The following is a 17524-nucleotide window of genomic DNA, read 5'->3' on the forward strand; positions in this document are numbered from 1 at the left end:
CACGCCTGCATCGGCCCGTTTGAGCGCGGCGACGATCTGCGTTTCGGTGAACTTTGATGTGCGCATGAAACCTCCTGACTGGGAAAAGATGCCAGAAAGTTCTACTTATGGGATGTCTGCCGATCGGGGGAGCTTACGGGGGGAGCTTACGGCATGGCCTGCGAAGCAGCGGATATCGCCCACTGGTTGTGGCCGGTCAAAAGCACCTGAAAGCTGTATTCCACCCTGCGTATCGGCCGCGAAGCATTGGCCAGAGGCTGGCCACTGGGCCCAGCATCGCGCTGCCTTGAACATCTCAGATCACCGCCACAGGCCGTCTTGGAGCAGATGTGTCTACGCCCGTGAAAACGTGGGGAAACCCAAGAACCTGACCCCGTTAGCCCGCTGGGACCAGCATCGCGCTGCCTTGAACATCTCAGATCACCGCCACAGGCCGTCTTGGAGCAGATGTGTCTACGCCCGTGAAAACGGGGGGAAACCTAAGAACCTGACCCCGTTGTTGAATTCAAAACTTCAAAACATATTCAATCAACCCCTCAAACTTTCCGGAAACACAATGAAGCGGAGACCTATGCTTCGACACAAACCTCTTCTGCCTCTTCTGGAAAGTAGTACTTGCTCGAGGAAATCTTGAACAAACAATTAATCCAGCAACAGGAAGAGCAGATATTTCAATCTTTCCATTTGAAGCAGGGGCCTTGCATGACTTCACGTAACCTATCGTGGCATCAATCTGATCTACCGCGTGCTCAATATCAGTCCCCTTGAGCTCCACTACTACAGACCCCACGCCATCCTTTACCACAACAAAATCGGCACCTATTGTATTTTTTACAATTCCGCCATCGAATTTAATCCTGAAAAATCTCAATCTATCAGGATTTAAAAATGCAGCGCTACGGCCATTTTCCTCCACCTTAACATTAGATACAAACAACTCTTCCCGAAAGGGCAGGCAACTCATGACAAGTACTCCACCTCAAGAAGCCTAGAGAACTCGTCGTGAATATGACCAGAAACATCATCAAGGTATTCAGCCTCAATCATGCCATCGACGGGATCTTGAATCTTTCCCACGATTCCGTCCCTGATGGCATAAGCACGCACACCAGCCCCATCAAGCCAACACTCATCGGGAATTATTTTTTGGACCAACGCCTGCTTTTTTGACCCTTTTTTACCAGCAACGTCCCTAGCCTTTATTAGGTTATTAATCTTTGCAAGAACATAAGGGCTATGGGTTGTTACAAGCATGCTGGCCCGCCCCTTCGATCGAGATAGGAACTTTGAAAAAATCTCAACAAGAGAACTTTGCGCAGAAGGGAATAAATGCGCCTCGGGCTCCTCAATGAATAGAATCTGCCTAATTGAAGAGTTATCCAACCCGACAGCTCTTCTCTTCACAACAAGAGAAAGGGGCATCAACTCTTGCTGGCCTGACGACATCACAGAGAACGGAATGCGTCTACCATCTGAAGATTTCAAATATTCTTTATTTCTTTCGAATACAACAGACCCACTCATGAGGGCATCAAATTCACTCTCAAACACACCCTTCACCTTGAAGGGCGAATAAAACCTATCCTCACGCGCAGCAGCGTAAAATCTGCCAAACCTAACGATTAGAGGATCCAATACCCTGCCATGCTCGAAAGCCGCAATACTTTTACCTAAACTGGTAAAAAAAGAACGCCCGGCAGGAATGAAGGTCTGCACATCGAAATAAGCATCACCCAGCTTTTTTTTAATAACCTTCCGATGCCGCGTCTGCACTTCATACGCCCTGCGCATCGGAAAGTAATCACCCTCATCCTCATCAACCCCCTGAAGAACCTCCTTGAATGCCGCAAGAGCCTCAGAATACTGCTGCTCAAAGAAAGGGGAAAACAATATTCTCATATTATCCCCAAGCTTTTTGCGATACTCAACTCTACTTATTTTTACCTGAAAATCCCCAAATGCGTAGTCGATTTGAAATTTAGCATCCCCCCAGGCCTCTACCGGAAACCACTCCTTAAATTTATCTTTCACAAACGACTTAAATGCATCATAGCCACGCCCATCCTCCAAGACCTGCCACTGATCATTAAGCAAGTCGTTGAAGAAAAATATGAGCTTAGAAATAATGCTCTTGCCGCTAGCAGATGGCCCAATAAGTACAGTCAATCCATCAACTTCTATATCAGCAAACTTTATGCATGAAAAATCGGAAACTGTAAGCCGAGCTCGCATCCCCCTCCCCCTTATTTTTAATGAAACTATTTAACCAAAAGGCGGCCGAAGCCGCCTCTTGATACGCCCCCCGTCTAATCAAACCCCAACCGGATTAGCCTTCTCCGGGTCAATCCCGTACTGCTTGATGGCCCGTGCCACATCCTTGCCGGTCATCTTGCCTTCCTTCGCCAGGGCCGCAATCGCGGCATGGGCGATGTAGTAGCGGTCCACTTCGAAGAAGCGGCGCAGGTTGGCGCGGGTGTCCGAGCGGCCGAAGCCGTCGGTGCCCAGCACGGTGTAGCTCATCGGCACGAAGGCGCGGATCTGGTCGGCATAGGCACGCACGTAGTCGGTGGCGGCAATGGCCGGCCCTTGGCGGCCTTCCAGCAAGGTGGTGACGTAGGACTTGCGCTGCTCGCCTTCCGGGTGGAAGCGGTTATGGCGCTCCACATCGAAGCCGTCGCGGCGCAGCTCGTTGAAGCTGGGGCAGGACCAGATGTCGGCGGTCACGCCGAAGTCCTTGTCCAGCAGCTCGGCCGCGGCCATGGCTTCGCGCAGGATGGTGCCCGAGCCCATCAACTGCACGCGCAGTTCGCCCTTCTTCGGCTTGCCGGCGTCGGTGAGCAGGTACATGCCCTTGATGATGCCTTCGGCCGCACCTTCCGGCATGGCCGGGTGGGCGTAGTTTTCGTTCATCAGGGTGATGTAGTAGTACTCATCGACCTGGTCTTCCATCATCGCCTTCATGCCGTGCTGCATGACCACGGTGACTTCATAGCCGAAGGTCGGGTCATAGCTGCGCACGTTCGGGATGCCGCCGGCCACGATGTGGCTGAAGCCGTCCTCGTGCTGCAGGCCTTCGCCGTTGAGCGTGGTGCGGCCGGCGGTGCCGCCGAGCAGGAAGCCACGGGTACGCATGTCCGCCGCCATCCAGGCCAGGTCGCCCACGCGCTGGAAGCCGAACATCGAGTAGTAGATGTAGAACGGCAGCATGGCCACATTCGACACCGAATAGCTGGTGCCGGCAGCCATCCACGAGGCAATGGCGCCCGGTTCGCTGATGCCCTGCTGCAGCACCTGGCCGGCCTGGTCCTCGCGGTAGAACATCAGCTGGTCGGCATCGACCGGCTTGTACTTCTGGCCGAACGGGGCATAGATGCCGATCTGGCGGAACAGCCCTTCCATGCCGAAGGTGCGCGCCTCATCGGCCACGATGGGCACGATGCGCGGGCCGATCTGCTTGTCGCGCAAGCTGATGTTGAGCGTCTGCACGAAGGCCATGGTGGTGGAATAGGTGCGCTCGCCGCTGCTCTTGAGCAGGCGCTCGAAGGTTTCCAGCTTCGGCGCGATGAAGCTTTCGCTGCTCTTCTGCCGGCGCTGCGGCAGGAAGCCGCCCAGGGCCTGGCGGCGCTCCATCAGGTATTGGACTTCCGGCGAGTCCGGGCCCGGGTGGTAGAACGGCACCTGGCCGTCGGCCAGCTGTTCGTCGGTGACCGGGATGTTGAAGCGGTCGCGGAAGTGGCGCACGGCCGCATCGTCGAGCTTCTTGGTCTGGTGGGTGGGGTTGAGCGCCTCGCCGGCGCTGCCCATGCCGTAGCCCTTGACCGTCTTGGCCAGAATCACCGTCGGCATGCCCTTGGTGTTCACCGCCTGGTGGTAGGCGGCATACACCTTGTGCGGGTCGTGGCCGCCACGGTTCAGGCGCCAGATGTCGTCATCGGACAGGCCGGCCACCATCTCGCGGGTTTCCGGGTATTTGCCGAAGAAATGCTCGCGGGTGTAGGCGCCGCCGAAGGCCTTGCAGTTCTGGTATTCGCCGTCGACGGTTTCCATCATCAGCTTCTTCAGGACGCCATTGGTGTCCTTGGCCAGCAGGGCATCCCAGTAACCGCCCCACAGCAGCTTGATGACATTCCAGCCACCACCACGGAACACGCCTTCCAGTTCCTGGATGATCTTGCCGTTGCCGCGCACCGGGCCGTCCAGGCGCTGCAGGTTGCAGTTGACCACGAAGATCAGGTTGTCCAGGCCTTCGCGGCCGGCCAGCGCAATCGCGCCCAGGGTTTCCGGCTCATCAGACTCACCGTCGCCGATGAAGCACCACACCTTGCGGTCGCTCTTCTCGATCAGGCCACGGTTTTCCAGGTACTTCATGAACTGTGCCTGGTAGATCGCCGCCAGCGGGCCCAGGCCCATCGACACGGTCGGGGTCTGCCAGAAATCGGGCATCAGCCACGGATGCGGATACGAGGACAGGCCGGCGCCGTCCACTTCCATGCGATAGCCATCGAGCTGGGCTTCGCTGATGCGGCCTTCCAGGAAGGCGCGGGCGTAGATGCCCGGGGCGCTGTGGCCCTGGATGAACAGCAGGTCGCCCGGATGGTTTTCGCTGGGCGCACGCCAGAAGTGGTTGAAGCCCACGTCATACAGGGTGGCACCGGAGGCGAAGGAGGCGATGTGGCCGCCCAGGTCGCCCGGCTTGCGGTTGGCCCGCACCACGGTGGCCATCGCGTTCCAGCGGATGATCGAACGGATGCGCCATTCCAGCTCCGCATTGCCCGGGCTCTTGGCCTCCAGGTGCGGGGCGATGGTGTTGACGTATTCGGTGGTCGGGGAGAACGGCAGGTAGGCGCCGTTGCGGCGGGTCAGCTCGACCATGCCTTCCAGCAGCTGGTGGGCGCGGTCAGCCCCGGCATTGTCGATCACCGCCTTCATCGACTCGATCCACTCGGTGGTTTCCACCGGGTTCGGGTCGTTGTTCAACACCTCAGTCAACCAATTCATCGCTACTCCCAAGCCGCGCGCCAGGCGCGCCAAAGCCAAATGTATGTATCTGTTTTCAGCCGGCAAGTGTAGCGCAGGGGCATGACATTACCGACGGAAATCGATGCTGCGCAGCAGCAATACGCTACCCGTATGGAAGCCCATTACGCCCTTTGCCAGCGCGCTTGAACAGCGTCCGTTGGTCGTACAAAGACCCTGTTCTGGTGTGGGTTGGGGCCGCTTGCAGGCAGTGCTCACAGCGCATTGTCGAAGATGGCCGCTGGCCCGTTGGAGATACCTGCATGCTGCCTGCCCGCCCCGCCCTCACCGCCCTGGCCCTGATTCTCAGCCTGGGTGCCTGCCAGAGCACCTCCTCGCGCTCTACCGCCCACAGCAACGCTGCCGTGTGCCACGACCAAGGCCTGGCCTGGGCCATCGGCCAGCCCAGTGACCTGCCTACCCTGGCCCGGCTCAAGCAACAAAGCGGGGCCGGCATCCTCAACCCGATCGGCCCGGCCAGCATCGTCTCGCGCGATTACCGCGCCGACCGCCTGCGCGTGTTCGCCGACGCCGACAACCGCATCACCGCCGTGCGCTGCGGCTGAGCCATGACAGCGGGCAGCCTGCCCGCCGCTTGCCCATCCGACCATTTCGATATATCGTTTTCTGGTTTTCGATATATCGAATTGTCATGGACATCCCGGCTCCTGCCCCATCCAGCCCTCGCCCACTGGGCCGCGGTGACCTGCGCTGGCTGCTGCTGTGGCTGCTGGGCCAACGCCCGCACCACGGCTATGAGCTGATCCAGCAGGTCAGCCAGATGTTTGCCCGCCGCTACACCCCCAGTGCCGGCTCGGTATACCCGCTGCTGGCCGAGTTCGAGCGCCAGCACTGGGTGCTGGTCGAACCGGGTGACGGGCGCAAGTGCTACCGCCTCAGCAGCACCGGGCAGGCCTTGCTGCAGGTACAGGATGAAGCCGTGCAGGACGCGCTGCTGCGCGCCCGCCACAGCGCGCGCCAGCTGGCCAAGCAACAGTTGCCGGCACCGATCCGCCAGGCCATGGCCCAGCTGACCCAGCAACTGCTGCAGCAGCGCCAACCCTGGCCACCGCAGCAGGTGGCTGCCGCCGCCGCCCTGATTGCCCAGGCCGCCATCGTGCTCGGCGCCGACCCCGCCTCACCGCCGGACCCGGCCTGAGCCTCCAGCCCTCCTTTTCGCGCCACCCACCACAGGTATCCGCATGAGCGACCATCAAAACACCCTGATCCGCCTGCCGCTGCAGTTCCGCCAGCTGCAGGTGCTGCACAGCGAGCGCCTGAGCGAGCACATGCAGCGCATCACTGTGGGCGGGCCGGAGCTGGCCGGCTTTGCCAGCCCCGGTGCCGATGACCACGTCAAACTGTTCTTCCCCAATGCCGATGGGGCGTTCGTGCTGCCGGAGCTGACCGAGCACGGCCCGCGCTACCCCGATGGCGCCCTGCCCTCGCCCAGCCGCGACTACACCCCGCGCCATGTCGATAGCGAGACCGGCGAACTGGTGCTGGATTTTGTCCTGCATGGCGCCGGCCCGGCGACCAGCTGGGCGCTGCGGGCACAGCCCGGCGATGATCTGGTGGTGGGCGGCCCGCGTGGTTCCTTCGCCCTGGCCCAGGACTTTGATGGCTATGTGCTGCTGGGTGATGAAACCGCGCTGCCGGCCATTGCCCGCTTCATCGAACAGCTGCCCGAGCATGCCGAGGTGCAGGCGTATATCGAAATCCCCGATCACGGTGACCGCCTGCCGCTGGACGGTGGCGACAACGTGCGCATCCAGTGGCTGGAGCGCGGCGGCTACCCGGCCCACAGCAGCCAGCTGCTGGAGGACGTGCTGACCGATATCGAGGAACCGGAAGGCGATGTCTTCTACTGGGTGGCCTGCGAATCGCGCCGCGCCCGCCAGATGCGCCAGTTCATCGAAGGCCACATGCAGGTGCCCAAGGACTGGATCCGCGCCACTGGTTACTGGAAGGCCAACCCGGCAGACGAGGACGCCTGAGCGGTCGCGCCAGGAGGCTCTCCTGCAACAGCAACGCCGCACTGCTGCGACAGCGGCGCGTTGTGGCTGGTCTGTGGGAGCGGCGCTCGCCGCGACGATGATGGTTGGCTGAGGTTCGCGCCCGGGGGCGCTCCTACAACAACAAAGCCGCGCTCCTGCAGAGCCAGAGGCGCACCTGCAACAGCGGCGTGTTGTAGCTGGGCTGTGGGAGCGGCGCTCGCCACGATGCGGAAAACAAAGCGCCCCTGACGGGGCGTTTTGTGTTTCTGCGCGCTGGCTGGCGATTGCTCGGCAGCGGTCACGGCTTGGCTTGGGTGGTGATGTGCAGCTTCGCTTGGCCGCTGCTTTCGATGCGGCCGCATGCGCCGCCAGCCCACCCTACCCTCAGGGCTGGTTGTGACCAGCTGTCTTGCCCCAACGCCAGGTCAGCCCCAGCATCGGCCCGGACAGGGCAACATCGATACGTTTGCCGGCATCGCGGTAATCCAGCTGTTGGTGGCGGTAACCGGCTGACAGGTACACGCGCTTGCTGGCCTGGTAGTTGGCCAGTACCAACAGCTGCCAGGTACTGTCCGAGCCCACACCAAAGCCGCCCCAATCGGCATAGGCCACACTGCTCCAGCGCGCGGACAGGGCCTGGTGCCAGCGCAATGCCACGATCGGGTCGACAAAGGTCGAATCCGAACGCGCAGCCAACAGCCCCGGCACCGCCACGGCCGCATGGATGTCCCAATGGCGCACCCCGGCCATCAGGTCAAGCGTGGCCTGGTCCGTGGCCGGCCAGGAGTAACCGGCGGTCACGCTGGCCGAGCGCTGGCGCAGGGTGAGCCCTGCATCCAGGCCGATGGGCAATGGCGCGCTGTCCGAGCTGCGGGCCTGGGTGACATCGGCCTGCAGCACGAAGCGCTCGCGGCGTGCGGTAGCGGTGAGGAAGGCCGCCGCGTCCAGGTTGTCGAGTACCTCGGAAAATGACTTGTCCAGCGTGACCAGTGGCGCGCGGGCAAATGGACGCACCTGCCCCTCCAGCCCGCTCATCCACACATAGGGCGTTGCCTGCACCCGCCAGCCATCCTCGGCATGCGCCGGCGGCACGGCCAGCAGCCACAGCACCAGCATCCCAGCGGCAAGGGCCGCCGCGTGCCGGTGCAGGCGGATGCGCCATGGCCGGGGTAGCGCCGGGCCATCACCGCGACGCATGTTCATACCCCGAGGAAATCGAAGGCCGGCGCCGGCTTGAACTGCGCATTGGCCTGGCCAGAATGGATGGTGCGCTGGTACTGCCCCAGGTCAAGGCGCATCACCTTGCCGCTGCCGGGGCTGAAATCCAGCGCCTTCAGGTCCACCCAGAACACATTGGGAGCCAGGGCAGATTCGAAGTAATAGCGCAGACGGGTCTGGTCGGCGACGGTGCGCCAGCGCGTGGAAGAGATGTTGGGCTGGTCCGGCGTGGTGATCCCGTACGGCACGGACACGTTGCGGATCACGCCGAAAACGCTGGCCGTGGATTCGACCGGGTCACTGGATTTGGGAATGGCATCGATATAGAAGGCCGCCCGGGCGAAACGGTCAGAAGCGCGATTGGTACCGGGCAGCATGACCGTGCCACCGATCTGCCGCCAGTAGCTTTCCAGGGCCAGCTGCTGCTCGAACACCGGCGAATTGGTCATCACCGTGTAGGCGCGGCTGTGATGGATGACCTGCCGGCCACCGATGTATTCGATGATCGCACTGTCGCCACTGGCATCGGACAGGGACAGGTGCAGGGTGGCCAAGCGCGTCTCCCCTGGCGCGGCATCACTGATCAGGGTGAAGGGTTCGCTGGACAGTGCCTTCACCGCTTCATCGACAGTGGCGAAATTGTCCAGCATGTACTGGGTCCAGGCCGAGATGCTCAGCCCGGGCTTGCCGCTCCCACGCTGCGGATATTCCGATTCAGCCAGCCACAGCAGGTTGGCCACCAGGCCGGCCTCGTTCATGCCATCGGTGGTGGCGATGTCATAGGCGCTGGCAATCACGCTGCCATAGCGAGAAGTCCACTGCAGCGAGTTGGGCCCGGCAGCCCCATGCCGCGCCATCCCGCGTGGAAACACCCACAGGTGCGTACCGGTGTCGATCTTGTAATCCATCGAGCGGGCGGTCATGACCTCGTTGCCGGCGCCGTGATAGACGAAGCGGGTGCAGGCATCGGCGATGCCCGCGCTGCCCAGCAGGGCGGCGCAGGCCAGCGCAAGCCAGGAGTGATGAGATGTGGCAGACAGCATCGAAGCACCTCTGCATGAACCCGAATGAAACGCAACCTTAACCGCGGCGTCTCAACACGGTGTGCAGCCGGCATCAAGGCCATGTGCACTGCCCAGCAAAACCGCAACGGCGGCAAACAAAAAGGCCCGCCATCCGGCGGGCCTTCCATGTGCATCAGCGCACGCGTCTGCCGCTTACTCGGCAGCGGTCTCGGCCGGGGCCTGGGTGGCCTCGGTGGTGATGCGCAGCTTCACTTCGTCGCTGACGTTGGGGGCATAGGCGCCAACGCCGAAGTCGGTGCGCTTGATGGTGGTGGTGGCATCAAAACCGACTGCCGGCACCTTCATCATCGGGTGCTCGCCGGCGCCGTTGACGGTGACATCCAGCACCACCGGCTTGGTCTGGTCCTTGATTGTCAGGTCACCGGTGACGGTCAGCTTGTTGGTGCCGGCTGCTTCGACCTTGGTGCTCTTGAAGGTGGCCACCGGGAAGGTGGCGGCATCGAAGAAATCGGCGCTGCGCAGGTGCTCGTCGAACTTGGCGGTGAAGCTGTTCAGGCCCGACAGCGGCAGGGTCACTTCCACGCTGGACTGGCTCACGTCATCGGCGTTGTAGACCAGGGTGCCGTCCACGGTGCCGAAGTGGGCGGTCGGGTTGGAGAAGGACATGTGGTTCCACTGCGCCAGCACGTCGGTGTGGGTCGGGTCCAGCTTGTAGGTGCCCGAGGCCACGGCGATGGCAGCCACTTCCGGCGCGGCCGGGGCGGCTTCGGTGGTGGCAGCCGGGGCGGTGGTGTCGGCCGGGGCCGGGGCCTGCTGGGCACAAGCGGCCAGCACGGCAGCCAGGGACAACGGGAGCAGCAGCTTGGTAGCGGTATTCATGCGGATTTCCTCGGGCGTGAAAGAAGGGACGAACCAGGGCGACAACGCCGGCGGCATCAGAGGATGCGCGCGGCCTCGTCGAAGGACAGTCGCGGCGAACGCGGGAACAGGCCCTGGTCGCTGGGATAGCCCAGGTTGACCAGGAAATTGCTGACGATGCTGGTGCCGGCGAAGAACTCGGCATCGACCTTGGCGTGGTCAAACCCGCCCATCGGGCCGGCGGCCAGGCCCAGCGCGCGCGCGGCCATGATCAGGTAGGCACCCTGCAGGCTGCCGTTGAGCAGGGCCGGCTGGCGGCGCCCTTCCTGCGGGCCGTCAAACCAGCTGCGCGCATCGGTATGCGGGAACAGGTAGGGCAGCTTGTCGTGGAAATCCAGGTCGTGGCCGACGATCACGGTGACCGGCGCGGCCAGGGTCTTGGCCAGGTTGCCGGCATCCAGGGCCGGGGCCAGGCGCGCCTTGCCCTGTTCGCTGGTGATGAACACAAAGCGCGCCGGGGTGGTGTTGGCCGCGGTCGGGCCGTACTTGGTCAGCTCGTAGAGCTGGTGCAGGGTCGCCTCGGACACGGGGGTGTCGGCGAAGGCATTGGCGGTACGGGCGGTGCGGAACAACTGGTCCAGAACGTCATCAGACAGGATGGCAGACATCGAACAACCCCTTGCTAAGGAAATGTGGCGTGTGGGCGGCGAGGTGCCGCGAAAAACAGTCACAATGGCCAGGCCAAGCCGGCAGTGTAGACGTACACCAGCAGTGGAACACCCGGCAAAACCGGAACGGATTACCAATAAAAGTGCAACGATCGAGCCCGATCCACGCCATTACCGATGGACGCGCCGGCAATGTCCGCCAGGCCGTGGCGCTGGCCCGTGCCCTGCAGCCGGGTCCGGTCAGCCGCCTGGCCCTGCAGCCGCGCGCGCCCTGGCGCTGGGCCGCGCCGCGCCAGTTGCCCGGGGCCGAACGCGCCTACGGCAGTGACTTTGCCAACCTGCTTGAACACGCCCCGGCGCTGGCCATCGGCTGTGGCCGCCAGGCCGCACTGGCCCTGCGCCAGCTGCGTGCCCGCGGCAGTGCGGTGGTGCAGATCCTCAACCCGCGCATCAACCCGCGCCACTGGGACCTGGTCATCACCCCGGAGCACGACAACCTGCGCGGGGCCAACGTGCTCAGCCTGCAAGGCAGCCTGAACCCGGTCAACGACGAGTGGCTGGCCTGGGGCCGGGCCGCGTTTGCCCATATCGGCCAGCTGCCCGGCCCGCGCACCGCGGTGCTGGTGGGCGGGCCGACCGACCATGCGCGTTGGGACGAGGCGGCGATGTCGGCCTGCTTTGCGCAGATCGCCGGCCAGGTCCGCGCCCAGGGCGGCAGCGTGCTGGCCACCACCTCGCGGCGGACCCCGCCGGCGGTGGCCCAGGCCATGCTGGCCGCCTTTGCCAACCTGCCGCGGGTGATCTGGAGCGATGGCGGCGACGGCACCAACCCGTATGCCGGCCTGCTCGGCTGGGCCGACCAGATCGTGGTCACCCCCGATTCGGTGAACCTGCTCTCCGAAGCCTGCGCCACCCGCGCCCCGGTCTGCGTGCTGCTGCCCGGCAGCGCCCAGGGGCGGATGGCCCGGTTCCAGCGCAGCCTGCATGAACGCGGGCGTTTGCTGAACACACTGGCCGCCCTGGGTGACGGGCATCACACAATCGAGCCACTGCGCGAGACCGGACGCATTGCCGCCGAGGTCCGGGCCCGGCTGGGACGCTAGACTGCCCGGGCACACAGCTACGGAAGGTTTGTCGATGCCCCGAGTTCCCCCCCGGCCCGGACGCGGCCTGCTCACCCTTGCCCTGCTCGCCGTTGCCGGCCTGGCCCAGGCCCAGCAACCGGCCTGCACCCCGCGCTACCCGCCGCCGGAAACCATGGCCGCGATGTTCGACATGGCCAGCGTCACCAGCCAGCGCCTGGATGCGCTGGACGGGGTGGACGTGGCCATTGCCGCCCGTGGCGGCCAGGACCTGAGCAAGTACGGCCTGCGCCACAGCCACCTGGCCATCCTGCTGCGCGACGATGCGCAGCAATGGCAGGTCTACCACCTGCTCAACCGCTGCAAGGGCGATACCTCCCAGCTCTACCGCGAGGGCCTGGTCAACCTGCTGGGCGAATCGTCGGTGAGCAGCAACCTGCGCGTGGGTATTCCCAGCGCCGAGGTGGCCAGCGCCCTGCGCCAGCTGCTGGCCGGTGATGCGCCGCTGGCCCATGCCCTGCACCAGCCGCGCTACAGCATGCTGGCCTGGCCCGGTGGCGATGACTACCAGAACTCCAACCAGTGGGTGCTGGAGATGCTGGCCGCGGCCATCGCCCACAGCCGCGACGGCAGCGTGCTCGATGCACGCAGCAAGACCCGGCACTGGCTCAAGGACAACGGCTACCTGCCCAGCCGCCTGCACATCGGCCTGGGCAAACGCCTGGGCGCACGCTTCTTCGTCGACAACGTGGCCGTGACCGACCACCCGGCCAGCGAACGCATTTCCGGCAACTACTCGGTGGTGACGGTGGAATCGGTGTTCAACTTCCTGCATGACCAGCAAGTGCTGCAGCAGGAGCTGTCCATCCCGCACCGCCACCTGCCCTCCCCTGCACAAGGAACCACGCCATGACCCTGCCCCGCACCCGCCTGCTCGGCGCCACCCTTGCCGCCAGCCTGCTGCTGGCCCCGCTGGCCCAGGCCGGCGACGAGATGACCGGCTCGCAGGCCTCCACCGTGCTGGCCGTGTACAGCCCGATGCTGGTGATCTCGATCCCGGTGATGCTGTCCACCGCCGTGGTCGGCGGTTCGATCAAGGCCTCGACGGCGGCCGCCAACCGCGCAGCGGCCCCGGAGATCAAGGCCGAGCAGGTCCCGGACATGGAAGTGAAGTCGATCAAGGAGCGCGAGGACGGCGGCCGCGAAGTGCTGCTGCAGGACCCGGCCAACCCGGAAAACACGGCCCAGCTGCAGTGGCCGGCCCGTGCCGATGACCCGGCCGGCAGCTTCCGCGTCGGCCAGAACGTGGCTTTCACCAGCAGCGAGGAAGGCAGTGGCTGGCTGCTGCGCGACGGCACGGCACAGGGCGATGCGCTGGCCTTCGTGCCCACCGGCCAGGCCCTGCTCAACAGCCACAGCGACACCCTGCAGCAGGCCACCGCGCCGGGCGGCCAGCCGTGAGCCGGGCCCTGCGTGCGGGCCTGTGCGCTGCCGTGCTGGGGCTGGGCCTGGTGCCGCCGGCCAACGCCGGCATGGACCGCCTGATCCTGACCCCGTCACAGGCCTCGGTGCTGGTCACCGGAGTCAGTGCGGTGATGGTGGTCTCCGGCCCGTTCTATGCCGCCTATGTGGGCGCGCGCAGTGCCTCCCGGGCCACCGGCCGGGCCCTGGACCGCGCCAGCGCCGATGCCGGCGACAAGACCGCCAGCCTGCCGCCGATGCGGGTGCAGCTGATCGAGGACACCGCCGACGGCGGCCGTGCTATCCACCTGCAGGACCCGCAAAACCCGGAAAACCAGGCCCTGGTGCAATGGCCGGCGCGCGCCGATGACCCCACCGCCGGTTTCGCCGTGGACCAGCTGATCGCCTTCCAGCCCAGCAGCCAGGACACCGGCTGGCTGCTGCGCGATGCCAACGGCGATGGCCCGGCGCTGGCCTTCGTGCCGAGCATCGAAGCGGCGGCCAGCCAGCACAGCCAGGCACTGTAAACGCCGGTTTTTGGCCCCGGTAAAGCCGCCGGGGCCGATAATCCCCCACTTCCCTGATTGACCCGACGAGCACGATGTCCCTGCGTGATGCCCTGCTGTTTGCCCCGCTGCGCCAGCGCGACCTGCTGCTGGCGGTGCTGGCCATGGGTGTGGTCGTGCTCGGCTCCAACATCCTGGTGATGTACCCGATCAACGACTGGCTGACCTGGGGCGCGTTCTCCTACCCGGTGGCCTTCCTGGTCTCCAACCTGGTCAACCGCCGCTTCGGACCCGAAGCCGCGCGCAAGGTGGCCTGGGCCGGCTTCGCCCTGGCCGTGCTGGCCTCGATCTGGCTGGCCAGCCCGCGCATCGCCATCGGCTCGTGCCTGGCCTTCATTGCCTCCCAGCTGCTGGACATCGGCGTGTTCGACCGCCTGCGCCATGGCCGCTGGTGGCGTGCGCCGCTGGTGGCCAGCGTGTGTTCGGCCAGCCTGGACACGGCCATCTTCTGGAGCGTGTCCTTCGCCGGTGAGCCCTTGCCGTGGGTCAGCTGGGCCCTGGGCGACCTGGCGGTGAAGCTGGCCATTGCCGTGGGCCTGCTGCTGCCCTTCCGCATTGCCCTGTGGAAGCTGGCCGTACCCGGCAACCCGAGCGGGCGCTGAGGCCTCAGCCGGCCACGTCCGGCGCCGCGTCGAACACCACCCCCACCTGCTGCCCGGCCTGGACGATGAGTTGTACCGCATCGTCGATGGCCTCATTGCGCACGGCCAGGCGCGGGCGCCGGTCCAGGGTGCAGGCCAGGCCACTGTCCAGCAGGGTGGCATGGGCCTGGTGCAGGGCCACCACCGTGCCCGGCGCAAACCAGCCGGCCTGGCCGAGGGCATCGATCAGCACCCGGCTGCTGGCGCTTTCCAGCAGGCCCGGATGGGTACTGGCCAGGGCCAGCACCCCGGCCTGGAGCAGGAACTCCAGGTCCACCACACCACCCGCGCCTTGTTTGAGATCCAGCCGCGCCGCATCGGAGCGGTCCAGTTCGGCACGCATGCGGCCGCGCATCTTGACCACATCCTCCACCAGCGCCGCGCGGTCACGCTCACGGCCCAGAGTCGCCGCGCGCACCGCACTGAAATCGGCCATCAGGCTGGCATCGCCGGCCACCGGGCGGGCCCGCACCAGGGCCTGGTGCTCCCAGGTCCAGGCACGCTCGCGCTGGTATTCGGTGTAGCTGGCCAGCGAGGACACCAGTGCCCCCTTGCCGCCATCCGGGCGCAGGCGCACATCGGTGTCATACAGGCGGCCACCGGCGGTGACCGCGCCGAGCAGGGACATCACCTTCTGCGCCAGACGGGCGTAGTAGCGCCCGGCATCCAGCGGGCGCTTGCCGTCACTGCCCTCGCAGCCCGCCGGCTGGTCATGCAGGAACACCAGATCCAGGTCCGAGCCGAAGCCCAGCTCGTTGCCACCCAGCGAGCCGTAGCCAATGATCGCAAAGCGCCCTCCGGCAATGACGCCGTGGGCGTGCTCGACCTCGGCCAGGGCCATGCGGTAGACCACATCCACCACCGCGTCGGCCAGCTGGGCCAGCTGACCGGTGCAGGCAATGGCGTCCTGGCGGCCGTCATGGAAGGCCAGGGCCATGCGGAAGCTCAGGGCCAGGCGGGTTTCGTTCAAGGCCCGCAACGCCCCTTCCGGGTCATCGATCTGCAGGGCCGCCGCACACGCGGCACTGACCGCTGCCGGCGGCGGGATCGGCCCGCCGACCCGGGTATCAAGCAATTCGTCCAGCAGCAGCGGATAGGCCACCAGCCGCTCGGCCAGCAGCGCACTGCGCGAGAACACGTTGACCAGGCGCGACAGCGCACTGGGCTGCTCGTCGAGCAGGGCCAGGTAGGAGGTACGCCGGGCGATGGCCTGCAGCAGGCCGAGCACGCGCTTGAGTGCGGCATCGGCCTGGGCAGTGGCGGCAGCGGCCTGCAGCAGGGCCGGCAGGACCCGGTCCAGACGCGCCCGCGCCTGGTCGGACAACGACACCACCCCATGGCTGGCGGCAAATTCGCGCAAAGCCTGGTCGGCCCCCTGCGCATCGACAAAGCCGGCCTGTTCCAGTACCTGGGCATCGCCGCCCTCGGGCAGGCCACGCCAGTAGCTGGTCAGCGCATCCGGCGCGGCCTGGCCACGGCGCGGAGCCAGCAGGGCGGCAAATTCGCCGTTGACCAGGTCACGCACCGGCTGCCAGGCAGCCAGCAGGGCGTCCCAACCGGCATGGTCCAGGCCGATGGCGATGCGCTCACGGTCCAGCGCATCCTCGGGAAAACGATGGGTCTGCGCATCGCGCAGCATCTGCAGGCGGTTTTCCAGCACCCGCAGGTGGCGGTAGGCATCGAGCAGCTGCTGGCCGGTAACCGCGGCAATCTGGCCATTGGCCACCAGCGCGGCCAGCGCCGGCATCAGCCGCCGCTCGCGCAGGGCCGGCTCGCGGCCACCACGGATCAGCTGCAGCGACTGGGCCAGGAATTCGATCTCGCGGATGCCACCGGGGCCACGCTTGATGTCTTCACCCATGCCCTTGCGGGCCACCTCGGCATTGATCGCCGCCTTCATTTCGCGCAGGCCGTCCAGCGCGGTGAAATCCAGATAGCGGCGGTAGACGAACGGGCGCAACGTGGCCAGCCAGGTCTCGCCGGCATCGATGTCACCGGCCACCGCGCGCGCCTTGAGCCAGGCATAGCGCTCCCAGTCGCGGCCTTCGCGCTGGAAGTACAGGTCCATGCCGGCAAACGACAACGCCACCCGGCCGGCACTGCCGAACGGGCGCAGGCGCAGGTCCACGCGGTGGCTGAAGCCATCCACGGTGGTGTCATCGAGCAGGCGCGCCAGGCGCTGGCCGAGGCGGGCGAAGTATTCCTCCGCAGCCAGTGCACGCGGGCCATCGCTCTCGCCCGCCTGCGGGTAGGCATAGACCAGGTCGATGTCGGAGGAGAAGTTCAGTTCGCCGCCGCCCAGCTTGCCCAGGCCGAACACCACCAGCCGCTGCACGCTGCCGTCCTCGGCCCGCACCAGCCCATGGCGCTGGGCGAACTCGGCCTCCAGCACGGCCAGGGCCAGGCCCAGGCAGGTTTCGGCCAGCGCCGTGGCGCCGGCCAGGGTGTCCTCGACCCGGTCCAGGCCGGCGATGTCACGCCAGATCAGGCGGGTCGAGGCCGCGGTGCGGTAGCGGCGCAGCAGCACCGGCCATTCGGCGGGCTGGGCCGGGTCGAGCAAGGGCCGTTCGATCGGCGGACAGGCCTTGCTCAGCAAGGTGGAGAGCAGGGCCGGCTGGCGCAGCAGGGTGTCGGCGGCAAAGTCACTGACCACCAGCAGACGTTGCAGCAGGGCCAGCTGGGCGGCGTCCAGCGGCTGCGACAAGGCGGCCAGCACGGGTTCCAGACGCGCCAGCGCGCGTTCGAGGTGGGCCTGCAGGGCCGGCGACAACGGGGCAGCAAAAGCAGTCATAACAGCCATTTGGCAGCGGGCGGGGGCGGATGGCGGCCGAAAGGCGGACATAAAAAAGCCCGCTTGCAGCGAACTGCCAGCGGGCCCTGCTCCCTCCCCCACGTCGGGATGCAGGGCGATCTTGTCTGGCTGTCAGGCAAGTTGCACGCTGCAGTGCAAAAAAAGCAATACCTGTCACTTCGCCTTGATCTTGCATAGGCA

The 17524-nt window shown here is 65.2% G+C and carries 16 protein-coding genes and 1 pseudogene; 9 read left to right on the plus strand and 8 right to left on the minus strand.

All coding sequences use genetic code 11. The features are described 5' to 3' along the window. Positions 1-150: 150 nt before the first annotated feature. A pseudogene (locus tag ABB30_RS16740) lies at positions 151-345 on the plus strand (IS4 family transposase); the annotation flags it as partial. Positions 346-505: 160 nt separating this feature from the next. Here the strand turns inward: ABB30_RS16740 and ABB30_RS16070 are convergent. The 3 genes from ABB30_RS16070 to aceE all read right to left on the minus strand — a co-directional run bounded on the left by ABB30_RS16070 (position 506) and on the right by aceE (position 4998). After that, positions 506-964 (minus strand): hypothetical protein, encoded by a 459-nt coding sequence (locus ABB30_RS16070; protein ID WP_152980522.1) that lies wholly within the window; start codon positions 962-964, stop codon positions 506-508. After that, a complete protein-coding gene (locus ABB30_RS02915; protein WP_057636814.1) occupies positions 961-2166 on the minus strand; it encodes an AAA family ATPase in 1206 nt (401 codons plus the stop codon). The genes ABB30_RS16070 and ABB30_RS02915 overlap by 4 nt, the downstream gene beginning before the upstream one ends. Before the next feature lie 144 nt (positions 2167-2310). Then, positions 2311-4998 carry a pyruvate dehydrogenase (acetyl-transferring), homodimeric type gene (gene aceE, locus ABB30_RS02920; protein WP_057636815.1) on the minus strand — a complete coding sequence of 896 codons (2688 nt, stop codon included), beginning with the start codon at positions 4996-4998 and terminating at the stop codon, positions 2311-2313. Between the two features lie 281 nt (positions 4999-5279). Here aceE and ABB30_RS02925 point away from each other — a divergent pair, with 281 nt between their 5' ends. From ABB30_RS02925 to ABB30_RS02935, 3 genes are all read left to right on the plus strand, one after another. Then, a complete protein-coding gene (locus ABB30_RS02925) occupies positions 5280-5582 on the plus strand; it encodes an I78 family peptidase inhibitor (protein ID WP_057636816.1) in 303 nt (100 codons plus the stop codon). An 86-nt stretch (positions 5583-5668) separates the two neighbouring features. Next, the gene (locus ABB30_RS02930; protein WP_057636817.1) at positions 5669-6175 is read left to right on the plus strand and encodes a PadR family transcriptional regulator; all 507 of its coding nucleotides are present in this window, start codon (positions 5669-5671) and stop codon (positions 6173-6175) included. 43 nt (positions 6176-6218) lie between these two features. Continuing rightward, entirely contained in the window at positions 6219-7013 is a 795-nt protein-coding gene (locus ABB30_RS02935) for a siderophore-interacting protein (protein WP_057636818.1), read from the plus strand. Between the two features lie 384 nt (positions 7014-7397). On the opposite strand, the gene ABB30_RS16075 is transcribed toward ABB30_RS02935, so the two are convergent. The 4 genes from ABB30_RS16075 to ABB30_RS02955 form a co-directional block, all read right to left on the minus strand. Beyond that, positions 7398-8216, minus strand: coding sequence for a hypothetical protein (locus tag ABB30_RS16075; RefSeq protein ID WP_211263440.1), 819 nt, complete (start codon positions 8214-8216; stop codon positions 7398-7400). Beyond that, on the minus strand, positions 8213-9274 hold the full coding sequence (locus ABB30_RS02945) for a linear amide C-N hydrolase (RefSeq protein ID WP_057636820.1): 1062 nt from the start codon (positions 9272-9274) through the stop codon (positions 8213-8215). Before ABB30_RS02945 ends, ABB30_RS16075 begins: the two co-directional genes overlap by 4 nt. A 174-nt stretch (positions 9275-9448) precedes the next feature. Continuing rightward, positions 9449-10135, minus strand: a complete 687-nt coding sequence (locus tag ABB30_RS02950; RefSeq protein WP_083489645.1) for a YceI family protein — start codon at positions 10133-10135, stop codon at positions 9449-9451. Positions 10136-10191: 56 nt separating this feature from the next. Next, entirely contained in the window at positions 10192-10782 is a 591-nt protein-coding gene (locus ABB30_RS02955) for a malonic semialdehyde reductase (protein ID WP_057636821.1), read from the minus strand. A 143-nt stretch (positions 10783-10925) separates the two neighbouring features. On the opposite strand from ABB30_RS02955, the gene ABB30_RS02960 reads away from it, so the two are divergent. From ABB30_RS02960 to ABB30_RS02980, 5 genes are all read left to right on the plus strand, one after another. Further along, entirely contained in the window at positions 10926-11885 is a 960-nt protein-coding gene (locus tag ABB30_RS02960) for a mitochondrial fission ELM1 family protein (protein ID WP_057636822.1), read from the plus strand. 34 nt (positions 11886-11919) lie between these two features. Then, the gene (locus ABB30_RS02965; RefSeq protein WP_057636823.1) at positions 11920-12777 is read left to right on the plus strand and encodes a DUF2145 domain-containing protein; all 858 of its coding nucleotides are present in this window, start codon (positions 11920-11922) and stop codon (positions 12775-12777) included. Beyond that, entirely contained in the window at positions 12774-13325 is a 552-nt protein-coding gene (locus ABB30_RS02970) for a hypothetical protein (RefSeq protein WP_057636824.1), read from the plus strand. The genes ABB30_RS02965 and ABB30_RS02970 overlap by 4 nt, the downstream gene beginning before the upstream one ends. Continuing rightward, positions 13322-13852, plus strand: a complete 531-nt coding sequence (locus ABB30_RS02975) for a hypothetical protein (RefSeq protein WP_057636825.1) — start codon at positions 13322-13324, stop codon at positions 13850-13852. Before ABB30_RS02970 ends, ABB30_RS02975 begins: the two co-directional genes overlap by 4 nt. 74 nt (positions 13853-13926) lie before the next feature. Then, on the plus strand, positions 13927-14493 hold the full coding sequence (locus ABB30_RS02980; protein WP_057636826.1) for a VUT family protein: 567 nt from the start codon (positions 13927-13929) through the stop codon (positions 14491-14493). Between the two features lie 4 nt (positions 14494-14497). Here ABB30_RS02980 and glnE read toward each other — a convergent pair whose 3' ends face one another. Next, complete coding sequence (glnE, locus tag ABB30_RS02985; protein ID WP_057636827.1) at positions 14498-17323, minus strand: bifunctional [glutamate--ammonia ligase]-adenylyl-L-tyrosine phosphorylase/[glutamate--ammonia-ligase] adenylyltransferase; 2826 nt, start codon at positions 17321-17323, stop codon at positions 14498-14500. Positions 17324-17524 lie beyond the last annotated feature (201 nt).

Origin of the sequence: Stenotrophomonas ginsengisoli (assembly GCF_001431485.1) — a bacterium.
GTDB classification, from domain to species: domain Bacteria; phylum Pseudomonadota; class Gammaproteobacteria; order Xanthomonadales; family Xanthomonadaceae; genus Stenotrophomonas; species Stenotrophomonas ginsengisoli.

What these genes read in the sequence shown, in the direction of transcription:
- ABB30_RS02965 (WP_057636823.1), top strand. Translation starts at nt 11,920, where the DNA reads ATGCCCCGAGTTCCCCCCCGGCCCGGACGCGGCCTGCTCACCCTTGCC.
- ABB30_RS02925 (WP_057636816.1), top strand. Translation starts at nt 5,280, where the DNA reads ATGCTGCCTGCCCGCCCCGCCCTCACCGCCCTGGCCCTGATTCTCAGC.
- ABB30_RS02970 (WP_057636824.1), top strand. Translation starts at nt 12,774, where the DNA reads ATGACCCTGCCCCGCACCCGCCTGCTCGGCGCCACCCTTGCCGCCAGC.
- ABB30_RS02945 (WP_057636820.1), bottom strand. Translation starts at nt 9,274, where the DNA reads ATGCTGTCTGCCACATCTCATCACTCCTGGCTTGCGCTGGCCTGCGCC.
- ABB30_RS02935 (WP_057636818.1), top strand. Translation starts at nt 6,219, where the DNA reads ATGAGCGACCATCAAAACACCCTGATCCGCCTGCCGCTGCAGTTCCGC.
- ABB30_RS16070 (WP_152980522.1), bottom strand. Translation starts at nt 964, where the DNA reads ATGAGTTGCCTGCCCTTTCGGGAAGAGTTGTTTGTATCTAATGTTAAG.
- ABB30_RS02980 (WP_057636826.1), top strand. Translation starts at nt 13,927, where the DNA reads ATGTCCCTGCGTGATGCCCTGCTGTTTGCCCCGCTGCGCCAGCGCGAC.
- ABB30_RS02955 (WP_057636821.1), bottom strand. Translation starts at nt 10,782, where the DNA reads ATGTCTGCCATCCTGTCTGATGACGTTCTGGACCAGTTGTTCCGCACC.
- ABB30_RS02950 (WP_083489645.1), bottom strand. Translation starts at nt 10,135, where the DNA reads ATGAATACCGCTACCAAGCTGCTGCTCCCGTTGTCCCTGGCTGCCGTG.
- ABB30_RS16075 (WP_211263440.1), bottom strand. Translation starts at nt 8,216, where the DNA reads ATGAACATGCGTCGCGGTGATGGCCCGGCGCTACCCCGGCCATGGCGC.
- ABB30_RS02930 (WP_057636817.1), top strand. Translation starts at nt 5,669, where the DNA reads ATGGACATCCCGGCTCCTGCCCCATCCAGCCCTCGCCCACTGGGCCGC.
- glnE (WP_057636827.1), bottom strand. Translation starts at nt 17,323, where the DNA reads ATGACTGCTTTTGCTGCCCCGTTGTCGCCGGCCCTGCAGGCCCACCTC.
- aceE (WP_057636815.1), bottom strand. Translation starts at nt 4,998, where the DNA reads ATGAATTGGTTGACTGAGGTGTTGAACAACGACCCGAACCCGGTGGAA.